The sequence below is a fragment of the Microbacterium aureliae genome, assembly GCF_054780155.1.
In genome coordinates this window covers 938323-958479 of sequence record NZ_BAAGWW010000002.1, presented here as the reverse complement: position 1 = coordinate 958479, position 20157 = coordinate 938323, and the positions used below count along the sequence as shown (strand labels likewise).

The window sequence follows — 20157 nt, the reverse complement described above, 5'->3', positions numbered from 1 at the left end:
CAGGACGCCTCAGGCGTCCCAGTCGACCTCGACGGTGTCACTGGTCGGCACGGCCTGGCAGGTGAGGATGAGGCCCCGGGCCAGTTCCTCCGGCTCGAGCGCGTGGTTCTGCGCCATCTCGGCGGTGCCGCGCCGCAGCACCGCGCGGCACGTGCCGCAGACCCCGTCGGCGCACGCGAACGGCACGTCGCCGCGCGTGCGCAGCGCCGCCGCGAGGATCGTCTCGCGCGCGCTCACCGGGGTCGTGACGGTGCCGGTCGTCCCGTCCAGCCGGAACGCGATGGTCCGCACCGGCTCCCCGGCGCGGGTCTCGGGCGGCGCGATGCGCGGGGCTTCGCCGGCCGGGCGCCCCGTCGAGAAGAGCTCGACCCGGATGGATGCCGGATCCACGCCCAGCCGGCGCAGCACCGACCGGGCGCGCTCGACGAGTTCGATCGGACCGCACAGGAACCACTCGTCCACGCCGTCCACGCCGATCACCCGCGTCAGGAGCGTCTCGAGCCGCTCGTCGTCGAGCCGGCCGGACAGCAGCTCGGCCGGCCGCGTCTCGCGCGTGAGGACGTGGTGCAGGGCGAGGCGGGCGGGGAAGCGGTCCTTGAGGTCGGCGAGTTCGTCGACGAACATCGCGTCGCCGGCGGTGCGGTTGGAGTAGACCAGGTCGAAGGTGTCGTCCGGGCGCTCGCGCAGCTGGTGCTCGATGAGGGCGACCATCGGGGTGATGCCGGATCCCGCCGCGATCGCGGCGAACCGCGCCGGACGGTCGTAGACACCGTGGGGGACGAAGTGCCCGTCGGGACTCATCACCTCGAGGACGTCGCCCGCCTGGAGCTCCGACACCGCCCACGTCGAGAACGCCCCGCCCTGCTCGCGCTTGATCGCGACGGTGAGCCGCCCCGGCGACGGCGCGCGGCAGATGGAGTAGCTGCGGCGAAGCTCCGCCCCGTCGATGCGGGCGCGCACGGCCACGTGCTGGCCCGCACGGTACGCGAAGGAGTCGGCGAGCTCCTCGGGGACGTCGAACACCACCTCGACCGCCTCGGCGGTGAGCGGGCGCACCGCGGCCACCGTCAGCGGGTGGAAGACGGCGCGGCGGCGGGGCGCGGCATCCGTCGGCTGATCGGTCGCGGGAGCGGGCGTGGGGGGCATCACAGCTCCTTGAAGCGATCGAAGGGCTCGCCGCACGCCTGGCACTGCCACAGCGCCTTGCACGACGTCGACGCGAAGCGCGCGAGTTCGCGCGTGTGCAGCGAGCGGCAGCGGGGACAGCGGACGCCAAGGCCCAGCGCCACGGTGCCGCCCGCGCCGCGGGGGCGGGGCGGGGCGATGCCGTAGGCCTCGAGCTTCGTGCGGCCCGCCCCGCTCATCCAGTCCGTCGTCCAGGCGGGGGCGAGGACGACCTCGACCCGGGCCGGCACGCCGTGTGCGGCGAGCGCGGCGACGATGTCGGTGCGCAGGGCCTCGACGGCGGGGCAGCCGGAATACGTCGGGGTCAGCTGCACGACCGCCGTGCCGTCGGCGTCGAGGCGGACGCCGCGGAGCATCCCCAGGTCGGCGATCGTGAGGACCGGCAGCTCGGGATCGGTCACGGTGGCCGCGGCATCCCAGATCGCCGCGAGCTGCGGGTCGGCCGGGCGCGGCAGGGCGACGGCCTCGGCGGCCGGCGTCGACGGCCGTTCAGGACTCCACCGATCCGCGCGGGTTCGGGCGCCGTTCGCCCCTGCAGCCTCTGTCGGCCCCGAATCCGTGGAGTTCTGCACCGCGCCCGCGACGGCGCCGGCCTCGGCGCCCGCGACAGCCTCGGCGGGCCCGGCGGCCGTCACCATGTCGCACCCGGATGCGCGCGGGCGAGGACCTGCATCTCGCCGATCAGCCGGCCGAAATCCTGGGAGTGGACGCCCTGACGCCCGCCGCCGCGGGCGAACGGGACGGTGGGCACCATGAGGCCGGCATCCTCGATCACCGTGACGAGGGCCGCGAGCACCTCGTCCCGCAGCTCCGCCGGGTCCACCGCGACGCCCGCGAGCCCCTCGGTGGCCGGGTCCGGCTCGAAGAGCTCGCCGACGTACGGCCACACGTCCGCGACGGCGCGCTCCAGGCGCCGGTGGGACTCCTCGGTCCCGAGCCCGAGGCGCAGCATCCACAGGCTCGCGTGCTCGGCGTGGTACGCGACCTCTTTCACGGCCTTGGCGGCGATGGCGGCGAGGGTGGCGTCCGCCGATCGGGCGAGCCTGCGGTACAGCGCCCCGAACCACAGCGAGGCCACGGTGAGCCGGGCGATCGTGAACGCGAAGTCCCGGCCGCCGGTGACGGCGTTGGGCAGCTCGAACAGCCACCGGCTGCGGAACTCCGCCTCGGACCGGAAGTAGGCCAGGTAGTCCTCGCTCCGCCCCGAGGCGGAACCGGCGTAGGTGAGCAGCGCGCGGGCGTGCCCCAGCAGGTCGAGCCCGATGTTGCCGAGGGCGACGTCCTCCTCGAGTTCGGGGGCGTGGGCGATCCACTCCCCCATCCGCTGCGCGAGCACGAGCGCGTCGTCGCCGAGACCCAGGGCGTAGTCCGCGACGGCCGGCGTCGCCGGTGCGAGCGAGGGGACGGATGCCGCGGCATCCGGCGTGAGGATCGAGAGCCTGTCGGTGGTCATGGCGGACCTCACAGGTGCGGCACGTCGGCGGACGCGCGGTAGGCGGTCGGGAAGCGGTAGTCCTTGCCGTGCGGCGACTCGAACCACGCGTCGCGGTCGTCGGGGTCGCTCGCGGCGATCGCCGACGAGGGGACGACCCACACCGACACCCCCTCGCCCCGGCGGGTGTAGAGGTCGCGGGCGTTCTGCAGGGCGAGCTCGGCGTCGGGGGCGTGGAGCGATCCGGCGTGCACGTGCGAGAGGCCGCGGCCGGAGCGGACGAAGACCTCCCACAGGGGCCACGTCTCGCGGCGCGGGGCGGCGGGCGCTTCGCCTGCCTGCGCTCGCTCGGCGACCGGGGAAGCGACCGGGTCCGGGGTGCTCACGATGCCACCGCCTCGAGCTCGCGCTCGGCGGCGACGCGGTCGGCGTACGCCCGCGCGGCCTCACGTACCCACGCGCCGTCCTCGTGCGCCTGCCGGCGGGTGGCCAGCCGCAGTGCGCCGGCCTGCCCGTTGCCGGCGAGCACCTCACGGAACTCGTCCCAGTCGAGGTCGCCGTAGTCCCAGTGGCCGCGCTCGTCGTCCCAGCGCAGGTCGGGGTCGGGCAGGGTCACGCCGAGGATCTCGGCCTGCGGCACGATCATGTCGACGAAGCGCTGGCGCAGCTCGTCGTTGCTGAAGCGCTTGATGTTCCACGCCATCGACTGCGCGGAGTTCGGCGACGCGTCATCGGGCGGCCCGAACATCATCAGCGCGGGGGCGTACCAGCGGTTCACCGACTCCTGCGCCATCTCGCGCTGGGCGTCGGTGCCGTTCATGAGCGTCAGCAGGATCTCGAACCCCTGCCGCTGGTGGAACGACTCCTCCTTGCAGATCCGCACCATCGCGCGGGCGTACGGCCCGTAGGACGCGCGGCACAGCGGCACCTGGTTGCAGATGGCCGCACCGTCGACGAGCCATCCGATCGAGCCCATGTCCGCCCACGACGGGGTGAGGTAGGTGAAGATCGAGGAGTACTTCGCGCGTCCGCTCAGCAGCTGGTCGTACATCTCCTCGCGCGGGGTCCCCAGCGTCTGGGCGGCCGAGTACAGGTAAAGGCCGTGGCCGGCTTCGTCCTGCACCTTGGCCATCAGGATCGCCTTGCGCTGCAGGCTCGGCGCCCGCGTGATCCAGTTGCCCTCGGGCTGCATCCCGATGATCTCGGAGTGCGCGTGCTGCGAGATCTGCCGCACAAGCGTCCGCCGGTAGGCGTCGGGCATCCAGTCGGCGGGCTCGATCTTGTCGTCGGCGGCGATGATCTCGTCGAATCGCGCCTGCCCGACGGCATCCCGTTCGGCCGTCGTCTCCTGCATCCGCGCCTCCTTGCGCTACTTACCGGTCGTTCAGTAATGCTACTCTCTGGGAGCATGAGCGACAAGGCGACGGCACCCTTCCGTCGGGGCAACGGCCGGCTCGACCGCCCGGCGTACGACCTGGACACCGTGCTCGACGTCGCCGTCGCCCTCTTCAACGAACGCGGCTACGAGGCGACCTCGATCAGCGCGCTCGCCGAGCGTCTGGGCACCAGCAAGTCCGCGCTTTACTATCACGTGAGCGGCAAAGAGGAGCTCCTCGCCCACGCCCTCGACCGTGCGCTCGACCGGCTCGAGCACGTGCTGTCGCAGGCGACGGATGCCGGCTCCGCCGCCGCCGACCGGCTCGCGTTCGTGCTGCGCGGGGCGGTCGCGGTGCTGGTGGCCGAGCTGCCGTCGGTCACCCTGCTGCTGCGCGTGCGGGGCAACACGGACATCGAGCGCGACGCGCTGCGGCGCCGGGCCGACATCGACCACGCCGTGACGGGGCTCGTCGCCGAGGCGCAGGCCGAGGGATCGCTGCGCGCCGACCTGGACCCCGGCACGACCTCGCGGCTGCTGTTCGGCATGATCAACTCGATCGTGGAGTGGTACCGCCCGGGCGGCGCGCTGGACGCCGACGCCCTCGCCGACGCGACGGTCTCGGTCGCTCTGGACGGCCTGCGCTCCCGCTGATCCCGCGGCCGCGCTGCCGCCGGGCGCGGCCAGCCCCACACCCGCGAGACTGCATCTCTCGCCCGAGACCGCGGTCTGCACCCACGGTTTCGGGCCGGAGATGCAGTCTCGCGGACGGGGCGGGCCGCGGCCGCGCGGCCGGGTCAGGACTTCGCGACGAGGGTCAGGACGTCGTAGGTGGCGACGACCTCGTCCCGCTGGTTGACGATCACGGCATCCCACCGGACTTCGCCGTAGTCGGCGTCCTCGCGGGGCGAGAGCGCCTTGGCCGTCAGCGTCACCCGCACGCGGTCGCCGGGCGAGACGGGCGTGACGAACCGCAGGTCCTCGAGCCCGTAGTTGGCCAGCACCGGACCGGGAGCGGGGTCGACGAACAGCCCGGCGGCGAACGACACCAGCAGGTAGCCGTGCGCGACGCGCCCGGGGAAGAACGGGTTGGCCGCGGCGGCGGCCTCGTCCATGTGGGCGTAGAACTCGTCGCCGGTGAACCCGGCGAAGTGCTCGATGTCGTCGAGGGTGACCTCGCGCTCCTCGGACGCGAACCGGTCCCCCACCCGCAGCTCGGCGAGGGACTTGCGGAAGGGGTGGATGCCGTCGGCCACGGCCGCCCCGGCGTGCCACTGGCCGGTGGTGCGGGTGAGGACGTCCGGCGACCCCTGCACGGCGGTCCGCCGCATGTAGTGCAGCACGGAGCGGATGCCGCCGAGCTCGGCGCCGCCGCCCGCGCGGCCGGGGCCGCCGTGGACGAGGTGCGGCACGGGCGAGCCGTGGCCGGTCGACGTCCGTGCGACCGAGCCGTCGAGCACCAGCACGCGGCCGTGCCACGGCGAGATCCCCGCCACGACCTCGCCGACGAAGGCCGGGTCGGCCGAGCACACGGTCGCCACCAGCGACCCGCCGCCGAGGTTCGCCAGCCGCACCGCGTCCGCGGCGTCGCGGTAGCCGATGACCGACGCGACCGGGCCGAAGGCCTCGACCTCGTGCACCGCGGGGGTGTCGGCGTCGGCGAAGCGCAACAGCACCGGCGCGACGAACGCGCCCTCGGGCGCGGTCCGGCGCGAGCCGTCCGCGACGACGATGTCGGGCTCGTCGGTGGATCCGACGACGATCTCGCCGCCTGCGGCGACGAGTTCGGCCACACGGGCGCGCACCTCGTCGCGCTGGGCGATCGAGACGAGCGGTCCCATCGTGACCCCCTCGGCGCGGGGGTCACCCAGCACCGCCTTGGCCCGCAGGCGGGCGCGCAGGGCGTCCACGAGGTCGTCGAGGACCCCCTCGGGCGCGATCACCCGCCGGATCGCGGTGCATTTCTGCCCGGCCTTGGCCGTCATCTCGGTCACGACCGACGCGACGAAGGCGTCGAACTCCGCCGTTCCGGCGACGGCGTCCGGCCCCAGGATCGCGGCGTTGATCGAGTCCGCCTCGCACGTGAGCGTCACACCCCGGTCGATCACGGCGTCGTCGCGGCGCAGCATCCGCCCCGTCGTCGCCGACCCGGTGAAGCCGACCGCGTCACGCGCGTCGAGGTGGTCGAGGAAGCCGCGGACGGGACCGACGACGAGCTGCAGCGCACCGTCGGGCAGCAGGCCGGAGTCGACCATCACCCGCACGGCCGCCTCGGTGAGCGCCGCCGTGGGCGTGGCGGGCTTGACGATCGAGGGGACGCCGGCGAGGAACGCCGGGGCGAACTTCTCGAGCATGCCCCACACCGGGAAGTTGAACGCGTTGACCTGGAACGCCACGCCCGGCAGCGACCGCCACACGTGGTGCCCGCCGAACGAGCCGTCGCGCGAGAGGTTCTCGGCCGCGCCGTCGACGAGGGTCGTCGCGTTCGGCAGTTCGCGCCTGCCCTTGGACCCGTAGGTGAACAGCACGCCGATGCCCCCGTCGATGTCGATCATCGAGTCGCGGGCCGTCGCGCCGGTGGTCGCGCTCACGGCGTAGAGCTCGTCCTTCGCGGCGGTGAGCGCCTGCGCGAGCGCCTTCAGCAGCAGCGCACGTCGATGGAAGGGGATCGCCCCGAGCGCACGCTGGCCGTTCTCGCGACCATACGCGACCGCCGCGGCGACGTCCGGTGCGCCGCCGACCCGTGCCACCGGCATCCCCGTGGACGCGTCGGCGACGACGGTCGCGTCATCGCCGTCCGGCGTCCACCAGGTCCCGGCCACGTAGCTGGCGACGAGCGGGACGCTCGAGTCGTCCATGGGAGCGTCGGCGTCGGTCAGAAGCGTCATCGCAGGTTCCCTCCGGTGAGTCGCGTTCGTGACACGGCCCCGCCTTGACTTACTGAACGTTCGTTCGACACCATGATTCCACAGCCCCGTCGGCGCCTCAACGCCGCGCGGACACCCGAGGAGCGCCATGGACGACGACGTGTACGCGACCGAGCACACCCGCCGGATGATCGCCGGCGACGCCTGCTCGACCGCGCTCGGGATGCAGGTGGTCACCGCCTCGCCCGGTCACGCCGTCGTGCGCATGCGCGTGCGGACCGACATGCTCAACGGCTTCTCCGTGGCCCACGGCGGCATGGTGTTCGCCCTCGCCGACACGGCGTTCGCGCTGGCGTGCAACGAGACGGATGCCGTGACTCTGGCCGCGGGCGCCGACATCGCCTTCCTGTCCCCCGCCCGCGAGGACGAGGTGCTCGAGGCCGTCGCCGAACGCCGCGCGATCGGCGGGCGATCAGGTCTCTACGACGTGCGGGTGACCGGTGGCGACGGCCGCGTCGTCGCCGAGCTGCGCGGCCGCAGCCGCACTACCCGCGGCACGCTGCCCGGCTGACCGCGCGGCCACCGGCATCCGCTCGTCAGCGGGGTCTGGCATGCTGACCGGATGCAGCGTGACGTCTCGAGCCGGATCGTCCTGACCGTCACCGAGCCCGCCGACCTGTGGTTCGAGGTCGCGGTGTCGGCGCACCACTCCCCCGCGTCGGAGTCGCTGACGGCGACGCTCGACGGCGCCGCGGTCGAGGTGACCGAGCTGCGCGACGCACACGGCACGCGCGTGCACCGCGTGCGACCGGGCGCGGGCGAACTCGTCGTGCACTACGAGGCCGCGCTGGCCGGCCCGGGCGACGAGGCGGCCCCCGATGACGTCGAGCGCCTCGTGTACACCCGGCCGAGCCGGTACGCCGAGTCCGACGCGCTCGCCCCGACCGCCGCCGCGGAGTTCGCCGGCATCACCGATCCCGCCCAGCTGCTGACGGCGGTGTCGAGCTGGGTGGGCACGCGGCTCGCCTACGTCCCCGGCTCGTCGCTGCCGACCGACGGCGCCTCGCGGACGCTGCTGGCCCGGCGGGGTGTCTGCCGCGACTACGCCCACCTGTGCGTGGCGCTGCTGCGCGGCCTCAACGTCCCCGCGCGACTGGTGTCGGTGTACGCGCCGGGCCTTCAGCCGATGGACTTCCACGCCGTCGCCGAGGCCTGGGTCGAGGGCGCCTGGCACGCCGTCGACGCGACCACCCTCGCCCCGCGCGGGAGCCTCGTGCGGATCGCGACGGGCCGGGATGCCGCCGACACGGCCTTCCTCACCGTGACGGCCGGCCGCGCCGACCTGGTCGAGGTGACGGTGTCCGCGACCGCCGACACGCTCCCGGACGACGACCTGGACCGCCTCGTGCGCCTTCGCTGAGCGGCCGGGTGCGGGCGTAACAGTCCGACTCGCGCGGACCGCGGCGGTCCCGCGGGCGGCGAGAATGGAACCGGCCCGTCCGCCGATCCGGCGCACCGGCCCTGACTCCCAGGAGGACCCCCATGTCGCGTCGCCTCACGCTGCGCACCGCTCTGGCCGGTGTCGCCCTCGCCGCTCTCGCCCTGACCGGCTGCGCCGGCGGCACGGGAGGGACCGGGTCGGACACCGGCGCCGCCACCGCCGGCGGCGTGCCCGACGACGCCTACATCACCCCCGGCAAGCTCACGATCGCGACGGGCGAGACGGCGTACTTCCCGTACGTGATCGACGACGACCCCGCCAGCGGCGAGGGCTTCGAGGCCGCCGTCGCGTACGCCGTCGCCGACAAGCTCGGCTTCGCCCCCGAGGACGTCGAGTGGGTGCGCACGAGCTTCGAATCGGCGATCGCGCCGGGGCCGAAGAACTTCGACTTCAACATCCAGCAGTACACGATCACCGACGAGCGCAAGCAGGCCGTGGACTTCTCGTCGCCGTACTACGCCGCCAGCCAGGCGGTCGTCGCGATCGAGGGCGGCGCCGCCGACGACGTCACCGACCTCGCGGGCCTCAAGCCCCTCGTCATCGGCGCGATGGCCGGTTCGACCAGCGCCAAGACCGTCGAAGAGGCGGTGCAGCCGGACGCCGAGCCGCAGCTGTTCAACTCCAACGAGGATGCCGTGGCCGCCCTCATCGCCGGTCAGATCGACGCCATCGTGCTCGACCTGCCGACCGCGTACTACGCCACCGGCGTGTACATCGAGGACTCCTTCATCGTGGGCGAGCTGCCCGCCGCGGGCGTCCCCGACGAGTGGGGCCTGCTGCTGCCGAAGGACTCCCCCCTCACCCCCGGGGTGACCGCGGCCGTCGACGAGCTCCGCGAGGACGGCACGCTCGACGAGATCACCGACGAGTGGCTGGGGTCCGGCCAGGGCGTGACGCTGCTGGAGTGACGGGGCCGGCCGTGAGGTCGCGCTAGCGTCGTTCTCGTGTCTTCCCCCCATGCCCGCGGGCACGAGCCGAGTCCTCTCGAGCTCGAGCGCCGCGCGTACCGCCGCCGCCGCGAACAGCGGTCGGTGCTCGTGGCGATCGGCTCCACCCTCGCCTTCGCGCTGATCGTCTGGCTGACCGTCGTCAACACCCCCGGGTGGGCGGCCGTCCAGCGGGCGTTCTTCGACCCCGTCATCGGGCTCGAGGCGCTCCCGCGCGTGTGGGACGGCTTCATGCTGAACCTGCAGGTGCTCGGACTGTCGCTCATCACCGTGTCGGTGACCGCCACGGCCGTCGCGCTCCTCCGCACCCTGCGCGGCCCGGTCTTCTTCCCCGTTCGCGTTCTCGCCGCCGGCTACACCGACCTCTTCCGCGGCATCCCCTTCATCATCGTGCTGTTCCTCGTGGGGTTCGGCGTTCCCACCATCCTCGACACCCGCATCCCGCCGATCGTGCTCGGCGTGATCGCGGTGACGCTGACCTACTCCGCCTACGTCGCCGAGGTCATCCGCGCGGGCATCGAGGCGGTGCACCCGTCGCAGCGCCTGGCCGCCCGCTCGCTGGGCCTCAGCTACGGCCAGTCGCTCGGCCGCGTCGTGCTCCCCCAGGCGCTGCGCAAGATGACCCCGCCGCTCATGAACGATTTCATCTCGATGCAGAAGGACGTCGGCCTCATCTCGATCCTCGGCGCCGTCGACGCCGTACGCGGGGCTCAGATCGAAGCCGCCCAGAACTACAACTTCACGCCCTACGTCGTCGCCGGCATCCTGTTCGTCCTGATGGCGATCCCGACGATCCGACTGACCGACTGGTACACCGCGCGACTGCGCGAGCGCGAGCAGACGGGATCCGTGCTGTGAGCGCACTGCTCCAGGCGACCGGCATCTGGAAGTCCTTCGGCGATCGCGACGTGCTGCGCGGCGTCGACATCGACCTCGCCGCCCACGACGTGGTCGCCCTCATCGGGGCGAGCGGGTCGGGCAAGTCGACCCTGCTGCGGTGCCTGGGGCTGCTCGAGCCGATCGACGACGGCCGCATCCTGCTCGCCGGCGACGACATCTCCGACCCCCGCGTGGACGGCAACCGCGTGCGCGCCCGCTTCGGCGCGGTGTTCCAGCACTTCAACCTGTTCCCCCACCTGTCGGTGCTCGGCAACGTCACCCTCGCCTCGCGCGTGGTGCACAAGGTGCCGAGGGCGGCCGCCGAGAAGCGCGGACTCGAGCTGCTGGATCGCGTGGGGCTCGCCGACAAGGCGCGCGAGCACCCTGACCGGCTGTCGGGCGGGCAGCAGCAGCGCGTGGCGATCGCGCGCGCCATCGCCACCGACCCCGAGGTGCTGCTGCTGGACGAGATCACCTCGGCGCTGGATCCCGAGCTCGTCACCGAGGTGCTCGAGCTCGTCCGCCGCCTCGCCGCCGACGGCACCACGATCCTCATGGCGACCCACGAGATGGCGTTCGCGCGCGACGTCGCCGACCGCGTGGTGTTCCTCGACGACGGCCGCATCATCGAAGAGGGCCCGCCTGCCGAGGTCTTCGGCGCCCCGCGCGAGGCGCGCACGAAGGCGTTCCTGTCCCGCTTCACCGCCTGAGACGGGTCGGATGCCGGCGGCCCCGGCCACCGGCATCCGCTCGTCTATGACGCCTGGCGCTCGGCGGCCTCGACGACGTTCGTCATGAGCAGCGCCACCGTCATCGGCCCCACCCCGCCCGGGTTGGGCGAGAGGTAGCCGGCGACGTCTGCGACGCCCGGGTGGACGTCGCCGTAGACGCGAGAGATGCCCTCGGCGTCGGTCTCGCGCGTGACGCCGACGTCCAGCACGGCGGCGCCGGGCTTGACGTCCTCGGCGCGCACGATATGCCGGACGCCGGCGGCGGCGACGATGACGTCGGCCTGCCGCAGGTGATCCGACAGGTCGGCCGTGCCGGTGTGGGTGAGGGTGACCGTGGCGTTGTACTCGCGGCGGGTGAGCAGCAGCCCGATCGAGCGGCCGATCGTGACGCCGCGGCCGACGACCACGACGTGCTTGCCGGCGAGGTCGTAGTCGTTGCGCACCAGCAGCTCGATGACGCCCCGCGGCGTGCACGGCAGCGGCGTGTCGATGGGCGTGTTGACGTTCAGCACGAGCCGTCCGAGATTCGTCGGATGCAGTCCGTCGGCGTCCTTGGCCGGGTCGATGCGCTCGAGCACGGCGTCGGTGTCGATGTGCTTGGGCAGCGGCAGCTGCACGATGTAGCCGTGACAGTCCGGATCGGCGTTGAGCTCGTCGATCAGCGCCTCGACGTCGGCCTGGGTGGCGTCGGCGGGGAGCTCGCGCTGGATCGAGTTCATCCCGATCGCCACGGACTGCCTGTGCTTCATGCCCACGTACAGCTGCGAGGCGGGGTCGGCGCCGACGAGCACCGTGGCGATGCCCGGCGTGATGCCGCGCGCCTTCAGCGCGTCGACCCGCTCGCGCAGCTCGTCCTTGATCGCGGCCGCCGCCGCCCTGCCGTCGAGTGTCGTCGCGGTCATGTCTCTCCTCACGTCGGTCCGCCCGGACGAGCCGGGCGCCGATTCGGCGTCGCCATCCGCGAGACTGCATCTCCGGCCCGAAACCCCGGGCTCACACCACCGTCTCGGGACGGAGATGCAGTCTCGGCGTCGGGCTACTGCTGCAGGCCGGGGTACAGCGGGAAGGCGTCGGCGAGGGCGCCCACGCGGGCGCGGAGCGCCTCGACGTCCGCGCCGGGCTGCAGCGCGAGGGCGATGACGTCGGCCACCTCGGTGAACTCGGCATCGCCGAAGCCGCGCGTGGCCAGCGCCGGCGTCCCGATCCGCAGCCCCGACGTCACCATGGGCGGGCGCGGGTCGTTGGGGACGGCGTTGCGGTTGACGGTGATGCGGATCTCGTGCAGCAGGTCCTCGGCCTGCTTGCCGTCGATCGCGGCGTCGCGCAGGTCCACCAGCACCAGGTGGACGTCGGTGCCGCCGGAGCGCACCGTGATGCCGGCATCCTTCACGTCCTGCTGCGACAGCCGGTCGGCGATGATCGCCGCACCGCGCAGGGTGCGCTCCTGCCGCTCGCGGAACTCGGGGGTCGCCGCCAGCTTGAACGCCGTGGCCTTGGCCGCGATGACGTGCATGAGCGGGCCGCCCTGCTGGCCGGGGAAGACGGCGGAGTTGATCTTCTTGGCGATGTCGGCGTCGTTGGTGAGGATGATGCCCGAGCGCGGGCCGCCGATGGTCTTGTGCACCGTCGAGGACACCACGTGCGCGTGCGGCACGGGCGAGGGGTGCAGGCCCGCCGCGACGAGTCCGGCGAAGTGGGCCATGTCGACCCACAGCAGCGCGCCGACCTCGTCGGCGATGGCGCGGAAGGCTGCGAAGTCCAGCTGGCGCGGGTACGCCGACCAGCCGGCGATGATGACCTTGGGCTTGTGCTCGACGGCGAGGCGGCGGACCTCGTCCATGTCGATGATGCTGGTCTCGGGGTCGACACCGTAGGCGACGATGTTGTACAGCCGGCCCGAGAAATTGATCTTCATGCCGTGGGTCAGGTGGCCGCCCTGGTCGAGCGAGAGCCCGAGCAGCGTGTCGCCGGGGCGGGCGATGGCGTGCAGGACGGCGGCGTTGGCCGACGCGCCCGAGTGCGGCTGGACGTTGGCGAACTCCGAGCCGAACAGCGACTTCGCGCGGCTGATCGCCAGCTCCTCGGCGACGTCGACCTCTTCGCAGCCGCCGTAGTAGCGGCGGCCCGGGTAGCCCTCGGCGTACTTGTTCGTCAGCACGGAGCCCTGGGACTGCAGCACCGAGACGGGCACGAAGTTCTCGGAGGCGATCATCTCGAGGTAGCCGCGCTGGCGGTCGAGCTCGCGCTCGAGCACCTGGGCGATCTCGGGGTCGACCTCGCTGAGCGGGGCGTTGAAGTACGGATCGGTCATGACGCTCTGGTTCCCTTCCGGTGGTCGGATGCCGACGCGAAGCGACGGTGTATCGAGACCCCGGCCCAGGCGTGCGGTCGAATGCCGTGTCAGTCGCTCCCCGGTGGTGGCCCACCTCAACGCCAGTCGCGACATCGACGAGCATAACGGATGCCGGGCGGCGAGCGCCCCGTCGCAATCGGCCCTGGTCAAACGGTGACCCAGCCGCCACAATGGGACGGTCGCCCGATGCTGGGGGCGCGGGCGACGGCGATCGGCGCTGTGGGAGCGCCGATGCGGCACCCCGCCCGGAGTCAGTATGGGATACGAGACTGCGCGCACCGAGCGCGACCCGAGCATGCTCGCGGATTCGGCGCTGGTCCTGCGAACGAGGTCCGGTGACGTCCGCGCACTGGGCGAGCTCCGGCGCCGCCACCGGCACGCGGGGGTGACGGTCGCGGCGTCGGTGTCGAACCTGGATCCGGTCAAGGTCACGGACGAGGCGTTCTCGCGGAGCGCGCAGGCGATCGCCGCGGGCGGGTCGCCGTCGGGGTCCTTCCGGGCCTACCTCTTCGCCAGCATCCGCAGCACGGCGGCGACGTGGGGCAAGACCGCGCGTCGCACCGCCGACGACGTGCTCGATCCGCAGCACGCGCTCCCTCCCGCGCGGGCCGACGCCGAGACCCTCGACCGCAGCCTCATCCATCAGGCGTTCCGCCGGCTGCCCGCCCGGTGGCAGGAGGTGCTGTGGTACACCGAGGTCGAGCAGATGCGGTCCGCTGATGTCGCACCGCTGCTCGGGCTCCGGCCGGGCGCCGTGGCCGCGCTCGCCGGCCGCGCCCGCGAGGGCCTGCGCACGGAGTGGCTGTCCGCCCATCTGCGCTCCGTCGCCGCCGAGTCCGAGTGCCGCGACGCGCTGGAGCTGATCGGGGATGCCGCTCACCTCGGGCGCCGCGATCGCGCACGACTCGACGAGCATCTGGAGCGCTGCACCCGCTGCACGATCGTCGCCGACGAGGCGGACGACATCTCTCAGCGTCTCGCGCTCGTGCTGCTGCCGCTCACCGTCGGCATCGCCGGCACCGCGGGGTACCTCGCCGCGTTGCAGGCGGGCGAGTCGGCCGTCGGCTTCGAGGCGGAACCGGTGGCGGGCGAACCCGCCGCGACGACGCCGGCCCGGGGGCCGATGACGCCCGGCGCGCGGAGGCGGTCGCGCGCGTTCCCGTGGCGGTCCCGGTGACGCGCCAGGCCTGACGGGGCGAACCGGACCGCGGCCTACACTGGAGGCCATGCCCGAATCCCCCGACACGGCCGCCGTCCCCGCCGACTCCGGGCTGCGGGCCCGGCCGTCCGTCCTGGACGTGCTCGCGCTGCTGAGCCAGCTGTTCGCCGTGGTGACCCTCGCCATCTGGGGGTTCGCGTTCTGGGCGTTCCCGTGGAACATCGTCGTCGGGATCGGCGCCCCGCTCCTCGCCGTCATCGTGTGGGCGCTGTTCGTGTCGCCCCGGGCCGTGCTGGCCGTCCACCCGTTCGTGCGCGCGGTCATCGAGCTGCTGGTGTACCTCGCGGCGACGATGGCGTGGTGGAGCATGGGGGCGACCTGGGTGGGACTGATCTACGCTGTGGTCGCGGTGACCCTCGGCGTCCTGGCGGGACGGCGCCGGATCGGATGAGCACGCCCGCCGAGGTCCTGACGCTCCTGCGCGAGCACCTCGGCGAGCGCGTGGACACCGCCCCCGCCTCGCTCGAGGCGGCACGGGCCGACAAGTCCGGGCACGCCGCCGCCGGGCGGCCCCTCGCGGTGGTGCACGCGGCATCCGTCGCGGACGTCCAGCACACACTGCGGGTGGCCACGGCCACCGGCACGCCGGTCGTGACGCGCGGGGCGGGCACCGGGCTCGCCGGCGGCGCGAACGCGGGCGCGGGCGAGATCGCCCTGTCGGTCCGGGCCATGGACCGGGTGCTCGAGGTGCGACCCGACGACCTCGTCGCCGTCGTCGAACCCGGGATCATCAACGCCGACCTCAACGCCCTGCTGGCCGGACACGGACTCTGGTGGGCGCCGGATCCCGCGAGCCGCGCGATTTCGACCGTCGGCGGCAATATCGCCACCGGCGCCGGCGGCCTGCTGTGCGCGAAGTACGGCGCGGTGAGGGACGCGGTGCTGGGGGTCGATCTCGTGCTCGCCGACGGACGTCTGCTGCACCTCGGCCACCGCACGGTCAAGGGCGTGACCGGCCTCGACCTTACAGGCCTCGTCGTGGGTTCCGAAGGCACCCTCGGCGTGGTGGTGGGGGCCACCCTCAAACTGCGGCGGCTGATCCCGGGCGAGGTCCGCACTCTCGCGGCGACCTTCCCCGACGTGCGCGCGGCCGCGGCGGCCTCGGCCGCCGTCACCGCCGCGGGCCTGCAGCCGGCGATCATGGAGCTGATGGATGCCACGTGCCTGGCGGCCGTGCACGATCTGCTCGACCTCGACCCGCCCACGCCGGGCGCCTCCCAGCTCACCATCCAGACCGACGGGCCCTCGGCATCCGTCGAGAGCGACGCGATCACCGAGATCCTGCGCGCGGCCGGCGGCACCGTCGCCGTCGCCGCCGACGCCGCGGAGGGTGAGCGGCTGCTCACGATCCGGCGGTCGATGCACCCCGCTATGGAGCGCCTGGGCACGACGCTCATCGAGGACGTCTCGGTGCCGCGCAGCGCGCTGCCGGACATGTTCGACGAGATCGCGCGCGTCGAGCGCGGGCACGACGTGCGCATCCCCACGGTCGCGCATGCCGGCGACGGCAATCTGCACCCGAACTTCGTCTTCGACGCCGACACCACCGGCACCGACGGCGTCGTCGAGGTGCCCGAGCACATCTGGGCGGCCGCCGACGACCTCTTCCGCGCCGCGCTGCGCCTGGGCGGCACCCTCACCGGAGAGCACGGCATCGGCGTCCTCAAGAGCCGCTGGCTGGCCGACGAGCTGGGCGAGGACCAGTGGCGCCTGCAGCGCGAGATCACCCGGGTGTTCGACCCCGCTGGCATCCTGAACCCGGGCAAGGTGTTCGCCCGCTGAGGCGATCCCCTTCGCGCGGTCATTTACCCAACCGTTACACCCCCGGGGCGTACATGCCCCATCGCGCACACGCCGGGGCCTACCATGGATCCAGCGCGGATCACAATCGGGGGGTGTGGGTGTGACGGATCTGGCGACGAAACCGGGGGCCGACGAGGCACCTCGCGACGCCGTGCCCGGCGCGGACTCCGCGCCGCCCTCGGGGTACGCGTGGGCACCCGCTGAAGCTCCCGCACGCCGTCGACGCACCGGCCTGTGGATCGGGGTCGGCGCCGCCGTCACCGCCATGGGCTTGGTCGCCGCGTCGCTCGTGCTCATCGCCCCCGGCACATCCATCGCCGGCGTAGGCGTGGGCGGAATGACCGCCGGCGCCGCTGCGGACGCCGTCTCGCAGCGCCTGGCGGACACCGTCGTCGTGCTCACCGGCGACGGCGGCGACGCCGAGTTCACCGGAGCCGACCTCGGCGCCTCGGTGGATGCCCGCGGGCTCGCCGACGACGCCTTCGCCCAGCATCCGATGTGGAATCCCGGGCAATGGTTCCGGGAACCGTCGGACGCCGCGATCACCCTGGACGCCGAGGTCGCCGACTCCGCCCTGCGCGCGGCCGCTCCCGAGCTGTACGTCGCGCCGGTCGACGCGACCCTGGTCTACGACTCCTCCGAGGTGCGCTACGTCACCACTCCGGCCGAGGACGGCGTGGGCGTCGACCTCGACGCGGTGCGGGCGGCCCTGCAGCAGGCCTTCGACGACGGCGTGACGCGCGTCGAGGTCGCCGCCACCCCCGCGCCGCTGGCCCCGCTGGTGACCACCGGCGCCGCAGAAGAGACGGCCGCCACGCTCAACGGGATCATCGAGAAGGCGGGCTTCTACATCGACGACGAGCGGGTCGTGCCCGTCAAGCCCGCGACCGCCGCGTCCTGGCTGTCGGTCTCGCAGACCCCCGAGGGGACCTTCGAGATCTCGGCCGACGCCGCGGCCATCGAGAAGGTCGTCGGCACCCTCGCCAAGTCCGTCGACCGCGAACCGGTCGACGCGCGCGTCATCACCGACTCGTCCGGATCGGTGCTGCGCACCGAGGTCGAGGGGGTCACTGGGCGCGAGCTCGGCAGCACCGACGGCATCGCCGCGGACTACGCCGCGCAGCTCGCCGAGGGCGAGGCCGTCTTCGACCTGCCGGTCACCGAGACCGACTTCGCCACCACCGCGATCGCCCGGCGCATCGAGGTGAACCTCAGCTCGCAGCGGACCTACCTCTTCGAGAACGGCGAGGTCACGCGCGCCTACGCGATCTCGTCGGGCCTGCCCGACACCCCCACGACGACCGGCTCGTATCGCATCTTCGCGCACGTCCCGATCCAGGACATGGGCTGCTTCGAGAACGCCCCGTACTGCACCGAGGACGTGCCGTGGGTGACGTACTTCAACGGCGACCAGGCGTTCCACGGGGCGTACTGGCACAACAACTTCGGCACCCAGATGAGTCACGGCTGCGTGAACATGCCCGTCGACGTCGCCAAGTACCTCTACGACTGGGCGCCCACCGGCACCGAGGTGTGGGTGCACTACTGACCTCGGCCAGGATCTGAACGACGAGGGGGCGGATGCCGCAGCATCCGCCCCCTCGTCGTTCGCGGTCTCGTCAGATCCCGTCGATGATCCGGTTGAAGGTCTCGGACGGACGCATCACGTCGGCGACCAGCTGGGGATCGGGGCGGTAGTACCCGCCGATGTCGGCCGGCGAGCCCTGGACGGCGATGAGCTCCTCGACGATCTGGGTCTCGGCCGCGGAGAGGTCCTCGGCCACCGGCGCGAACGTCGCCGCGAGCTCGGCGTCGGCCTGCTGCGCGGCCAGCTCCTGCACCCAGTACAGCGCCAGATAGAAGTGGCTGCCGCGGTTGTCGATCGTGCCGAGCGCACGGCCCGGCGACTTGTCGTTCTCGAGGAAGGTTCCCGTCGCGGCATCCAGCGTGTCGGCCAGGACCTTCGCCCGCGCGTTGCCGGTGAAGTCCGCGAGGTGCTCCAGCGATGCGGCGAGCGCGAAGAACTCGCCGAGCGAGTCCCAGCGCAGGTAGTTCTCGGCGACCAGCTGCTGCACGTGCTTGGGGGCGGAGCCGCCCGCGCCCGTCTCGAACAGGCCGCCGCCGGCCAGCAGCGGGACGATCGAGAGCATCTTGGCGCTCGTGCCGACCTCGAGGATCGGGAAGAGGTCGGTGAGGTAGTCGCGCAGCACGTTGCCCGTGACCGAGATGGTGTCCTCGCCCTTGCGCAGTCGGTCCAGCGAGTACTGGGTCGCCGCGGCGGGCGCGAGGATCTCGATCGTCAGGCCGTCGGTGTCGTGCTCGGCGAGGTACGTCTTCACCTTGCCGATCAGCGTGGCGTCGTGGGCGCGGCCCTCGTCGAGCCAGAACACCGCGGGCGCCCCGGTGGCGCGGGCGCGCGTGACGGCGAGCTTGACCCAGTCGCGCACCGCGACGTCCTTCGTCTGGGTGGCGCGCCAGATGTCGCCCGTCGAGACCTCGTGCTCGAGGAGCACGTCGCCGGCCCGGTTTGTGACGCGGACGACGCCCGGCGCGGCGATCTCGAAGGTCTTGTCGTGGCTGCCGTACTCCTCGGCCGCCTGCGCCATGAGCCCGACGTTGGGGACGGTGCCGATCGTGGCCGGGTCCAGCGGCCCGTTCGCGATGACGTCGTCGATGACGCTCTGGTAGACCCCCGCGTAGGACGAGTCGGGGATGACCGCGAGCGTGTCGTCCTCTGCCCCGTCGACTCCCCACAGCTTGCCGCCGTTGCGGACGAGCGCCGGGATCGAGGCGTCGATGATCACGTCCGAGGGCACGTGCAGGTTCGTGATGCCCTTGTCGGAGTTCACGTACGACAGGCGCGGGCCGTCGGCGAGCGCGGCGTCGAACGCCGCGGCGATCTCGTCCCCGCCGGCGACCTGCGACAGGCCCGAGAGGATCGAGCCGAGGCCGTCGTTGGGGGTGAGGCCGGCGGCGGCGAGGGCGGCGCCGTGGGTGGCGAAGACGTCGGCGAAGAAGGCCTTGACGACGTGCCCGAAGATGATGGGGTCGCTGACCTTCATCATCGTGGCCTTGAGGTGCACCGAGTACAGCACGTCGTCCGCCTTGGCGGTCTCGAGCGTCTCGGCGAGGAAGGCGTCGAGGGCGGCGGCCGAGAGGAACGTCGCGTCGACGATCTCGTTCTCGAGGACCTTCACTCCGGATTTCAGCTCGGTGACCGTGCCGTCGGCCGCCACGTGCGAGATCGTGAGGACGTCGTCACCCGGGATCGTCACGGACTTCTCGTTCGAGCGGAAGTCGTCGTGCCTCATCGTCGCCACCCGCGTCTTCGAGCCCTCGGCGAAGGGCTTGTTGCGGTGCGGGTGCTTGCGCGCGTAGTTCTTCACCGACAGGGGGGCGCGACGGTCGCTGTTGCCCTCGCGCAGCACGGGGTTCACGGCGGAGCCCTTGATGCGGTCGTAGCGGGCGCGCACGTCCTTGTCCTCGATCGTCTGCGGCTCGTCCGGGTAGTCCGGGATGTCGTAGCCCTGCGACTGCAGCTCGGCGATGGCGGCCTTGAGCTGCGGGATGGACGCCGAGATGTTCGGCAGCTTGATGATGTTGGCCTCGGGCAGCGTCGCGAGCCCGCCGAGCTCGGCCAGGGCGTCACCGACCTGCTGCTCGGGCGTCAGCCGCTGCGGGAAGGCGGCGAGGATGCGACCGGCCAGCGAGATGTCGCGGGTCTCGACGTCCACCCCCGCCTGATGCGTGAGGGCCTGCACGATCGGCAGGAAGGACGCGGTCGCGAGCGCCGGCGCCTCATCGGTGTAGGTGTAGATGATGGTCGAGTCGGTCACCTGTGTCGTCTTTCGTTCGGGGCGCCGTT

General features: G+C 72.7%; 19 protein-coding genes and 1 riboswitch. Of the genes, 10 read left to right on the top strand and 9 right to left on the bottom strand.

Annotated elements, in window-relative coordinates; all coding sequences use genetic code 11:
* Positions 1–9 precede the first annotated feature (9 nt).
* The 5 genes from paaE to paaA all read right to left on the bottom strand — a co-directional run bounded on the left by paaE (position 10) and on the right by paaA (position 3971).
* Positions 10–1146: a 1,2-phenylacetyl-CoA epoxidase subunit PaaE gene (paaE, locus tag ACYVF4_RS10550; protein WP_460722432.1), complete on the bottom strand. Its 1137-nt coding sequence runs from the start codon at positions 1144–1146 to the stop codon at positions 10–12.
* Positions 1146–1640 (bottom strand): 1,2-phenylacetyl-CoA epoxidase subunit PaaD, encoded by a 495-nt coding sequence (gene paaD, locus ACYVF4_RS10545; protein WP_460723124.1) that lies wholly within the window; start codon positions 1638–1640, stop codon positions 1146–1148. The genes paaE and paaD overlap by 1 nt, the downstream gene beginning before the upstream one ends.
* Positions 1641–1816: 176 nt before the next feature.
* Positions 1817–2638, bottom strand: a complete 822-nt coding sequence (gene paaC / locus ACYVF4_RS10540) for a 1,2-phenylacetyl-CoA epoxidase subunit PaaC (protein WP_460722430.1) — start codon at positions 2636–2638, stop codon at positions 1817–1819.
* Positions 2639–2646: 8 nt separating this feature from the next.
* The gene (gene paaB, locus ACYVF4_RS10535; protein ID WP_460722428.1) at positions 2647–3003 is read right to left on the bottom strand and encodes a 1,2-phenylacetyl-CoA epoxidase subunit PaaB; all 357 of its coding nucleotides are present in this window, start codon (positions 3001–3003) and stop codon (positions 2647–2649) included.
* Positions 3000–3971, bottom strand: coding sequence for a 1,2-phenylacetyl-CoA epoxidase subunit PaaA (paaA, locus tag ACYVF4_RS10530; RefSeq protein WP_460722426.1), 972 nt, complete (start codon positions 3969–3971; stop codon positions 3000–3002). The genes paaB and paaA overlap by 4 nt, the downstream gene beginning before the upstream one ends.
* Positions 3972–4025: 54 nt before the next feature.
* Between paaA and ACYVF4_RS10525 the strand changes: the two genes are divergently transcribed.
* Positions 4026–4646 carry a TetR/AcrR family transcriptional regulator gene (locus ACYVF4_RS10525; protein WP_460722424.1) on the top strand — a complete coding sequence of 207 codons (621 nt, stop codon included), beginning with the start codon at positions 4026–4028 and terminating at the stop codon, positions 4644–4646.
* A gap of 143 nt (positions 4647–4789) precedes the next feature.
* On the opposite strand, the gene paaZ is transcribed toward ACYVF4_RS10525, so the two are convergent.
* Positions 4790–6880: a phenylacetic acid degradation bifunctional protein PaaZ gene (gene paaZ / locus ACYVF4_RS10520; RefSeq protein ID WP_460722422.1), complete on the bottom strand. Its 2091-nt coding sequence runs from the start codon at positions 6878–6880 to the stop codon at positions 4790–4792.
* 127 nt (positions 6881–7007) lie between these two features.
* Here paaZ and paaI point away from each other — a divergent pair, with 127 nt between their 5' ends.
* The 5 genes from paaI (at position 7008) to ACYVF4_RS10495 (ending at position 10896) form a co-directional block, all read left to right on the top strand.
* Positions 7008–7430, top strand: coding sequence for a hydroxyphenylacetyl-CoA thioesterase PaaI (gene paaI, locus ACYVF4_RS10515; protein WP_460722421.1), 423 nt, complete (start codon positions 7008–7010; stop codon positions 7428–7430).
* A gap of 51 nt (positions 7431–7481) precedes the next feature.
* Positions 7482–8279 (top strand): transglutaminase-like domain-containing protein, encoded by a 798-nt coding sequence (locus ACYVF4_RS10510; RefSeq protein ID WP_460722419.1) that lies wholly within the window; start codon positions 7482–7484, stop codon positions 8277–8279.
* 122 nt (positions 8280–8401) lie between these two features.
* Positions 8402–9268 (top strand): ABC transporter substrate-binding protein, encoded by an 867-nt coding sequence (locus ACYVF4_RS10505; RefSeq protein WP_460722417.1) that lies wholly within the window; start codon positions 8402–8404, stop codon positions 9266–9268.
* A gap of 36 nt (positions 9269–9304) precedes the next feature.
* Positions 9305–10165, top strand: coding sequence for an amino acid ABC transporter permease (locus ACYVF4_RS10500; RefSeq protein WP_460722415.1), 861 nt, complete (start codon positions 9305–9307; stop codon positions 10163–10165).
* Positions 10162–10896, top strand: a complete 735-nt coding sequence (locus ACYVF4_RS10495) for an amino acid ABC transporter ATP-binding protein (protein ID WP_460722413.1) — start codon at positions 10162–10164, stop codon at positions 10894–10896. The genes ACYVF4_RS10500 and ACYVF4_RS10495 overlap by 4 nt, the downstream gene beginning before the upstream one ends.
* Before the next feature lie 44 nt (positions 10897–10940).
* On the opposite strand, the gene ACYVF4_RS10490 is transcribed toward ACYVF4_RS10495, so the two are convergent.
* Both ACYVF4_RS10490 and glyA read right to left on the bottom strand, forming a co-directional pair.
* On the bottom strand, positions 10941–11819 hold the full coding sequence (locus ACYVF4_RS10490) for a bifunctional methylenetetrahydrofolate dehydrogenase/methenyltetrahydrofolate cyclohydrolase (protein ID WP_460722411.1): 879 nt from the start codon (positions 11817–11819) through the stop codon (positions 10941–10943).
* A 134-nt stretch (positions 11820–11953) separates the two neighbouring features.
* Positions 11954–13228 (bottom strand): serine hydroxymethyltransferase, encoded by a 1275-nt coding sequence (gene glyA / locus ACYVF4_RS10485; RefSeq protein WP_460722409.1) that lies wholly within the window; start codon positions 13226–13228, stop codon positions 11954–11956.
* 56 nt (positions 13229–13284) lie between these two features.
* Positions 13285–13368: riboswitch (ZMP/ZTP riboswitch) on the bottom strand.
* A 158-nt stretch (positions 13369–13526) separates the two neighbouring features.
* Here glyA and ACYVF4_RS10480 point away from each other — a divergent pair.
* The 4 genes from ACYVF4_RS10480 to ACYVF4_RS10465 all read left to right on the top strand — a co-directional run bounded on the left by ACYVF4_RS10480 (position 13527) and on the right by ACYVF4_RS10465 (position 17841).
* Positions 13527–14447 (top strand): hypothetical protein, encoded by a 921-nt coding sequence (locus ACYVF4_RS10480; protein WP_460722407.1) that lies wholly within the window; start codon positions 13527–13529, stop codon positions 14445–14447.
* Between the two features lie 49 nt (positions 14448–14496).
* Positions 14497–14880 (top strand): YrdB family protein, encoded by a 384-nt coding sequence (locus ACYVF4_RS10475; protein WP_460722405.1) that lies wholly within the window; start codon positions 14497–14499, stop codon positions 14878–14880.
* A complete protein-coding gene (locus tag ACYVF4_RS10470; protein WP_460722403.1) occupies positions 14877–16271 on the top strand; it encodes an FAD-binding oxidoreductase in 1395 nt (464 codons plus the stop codon). Before ACYVF4_RS10475 ends, ACYVF4_RS10470 begins: the two co-directional genes overlap by 4 nt.
* A gap of 115 nt (positions 16272–16386) precedes the next feature.
* Entirely contained in the window at positions 16387–17841 is a 1455-nt protein-coding gene (locus ACYVF4_RS10465) for a L,D-transpeptidase family protein (protein WP_460722401.1), read from the top strand.
* A gap of 70 nt (positions 17842–17911) precedes the next feature.
* Here the strand turns inward: ACYVF4_RS10465 and ACYVF4_RS10460 are convergent, their stop codons facing one another.
* Positions 17912–20128: an NADP-dependent isocitrate dehydrogenase gene (locus ACYVF4_RS10460; protein WP_460722399.1), complete on the bottom strand. Its 2217-nt coding sequence runs from the start codon at positions 20126–20128 to the stop codon at positions 17912–17914.
* Between the last annotated feature and the right edge of the window lie 29 nt (positions 20129–20157).

Bases quoted from the DNA above. Each gene is read 5' to 3' on its own strand.
- paaA (WP_460722426.1), bottom strand. From the start codon at position 3,971: ATGCAGGAGACGACGGCCGAACGGGATGCCGTCGGGCAGGCGCGATTC.
- paaZ (WP_460722422.1), bottom strand. From the start codon at position 6,880: ATGACGCTTCTGACCGACGCCGACGCTCCCATGGACGACTCGAGCGTC.
- ACYVF4_RS10470 (WP_460722403.1), top strand. From the start codon at position 14,877: ATGAGCACGCCCGCCGAGGTCCTGACGCTCCTGCGCGAGCACCTCGGC.
- paaI (WP_460722421.1), top strand. From the start codon at position 7,008: ATGGACGACGACGTGTACGCGACCGAGCACACCCGCCGGATGATCGCC.
- ACYVF4_RS10505 (WP_460722417.1), top strand. From the start codon at position 8,402: ATGTCGCGTCGCCTCACGCTGCGCACCGCTCTGGCCGGTGTCGCCCTC.
- glyA (WP_460722409.1), bottom strand. From the start codon at position 13,228: ATGACCGATCCGTACTTCAACGCCCCGCTCAGCGAGGTCGACCCCGAG.
- ACYVF4_RS10490 (WP_460722411.1), bottom strand. From the start codon at position 11,819: ATGACCGCGACGACACTCGACGGCAGGGCGGCGGCGGCCGCGATCAAG.
- paaC (WP_460722430.1), bottom strand. From the start codon at position 2,638: ATGACCACCGACAGGCTCTCGATCCTCACGCCGGATGCCGCGGCATCC.
- ACYVF4_RS10525 (WP_460722424.1), top strand. From the start codon at position 4,026: ATGAGCGACAAGGCGACGGCACCCTTCCGTCGGGGCAACGGCCGGCTC.
- ACYVF4_RS10475 (WP_460722405.1), top strand. From the start codon at position 14,497: ATGCCCGAATCCCCCGACACGGCCGCCGTCCCCGCCGACTCCGGGCTG.
- paaE (WP_460722432.1), bottom strand. From the start codon at position 1,146: ATGCCCCCCACGCCCGCTCCCGCGACCGATCAGCCGACGGATGCCGCG.
- ACYVF4_RS10480 (WP_460722407.1), top strand. From the start codon at position 13,527: ATGGGATACGAGACTGCGCGCACCGAGCGCGACCCGAGCATGCTCGCG.
- ACYVF4_RS10510 (WP_460722419.1), top strand. From the start codon at position 7,482: ATGCAGCGTGACGTCTCGAGCCGGATCGTCCTGACCGTCACCGAGCCC.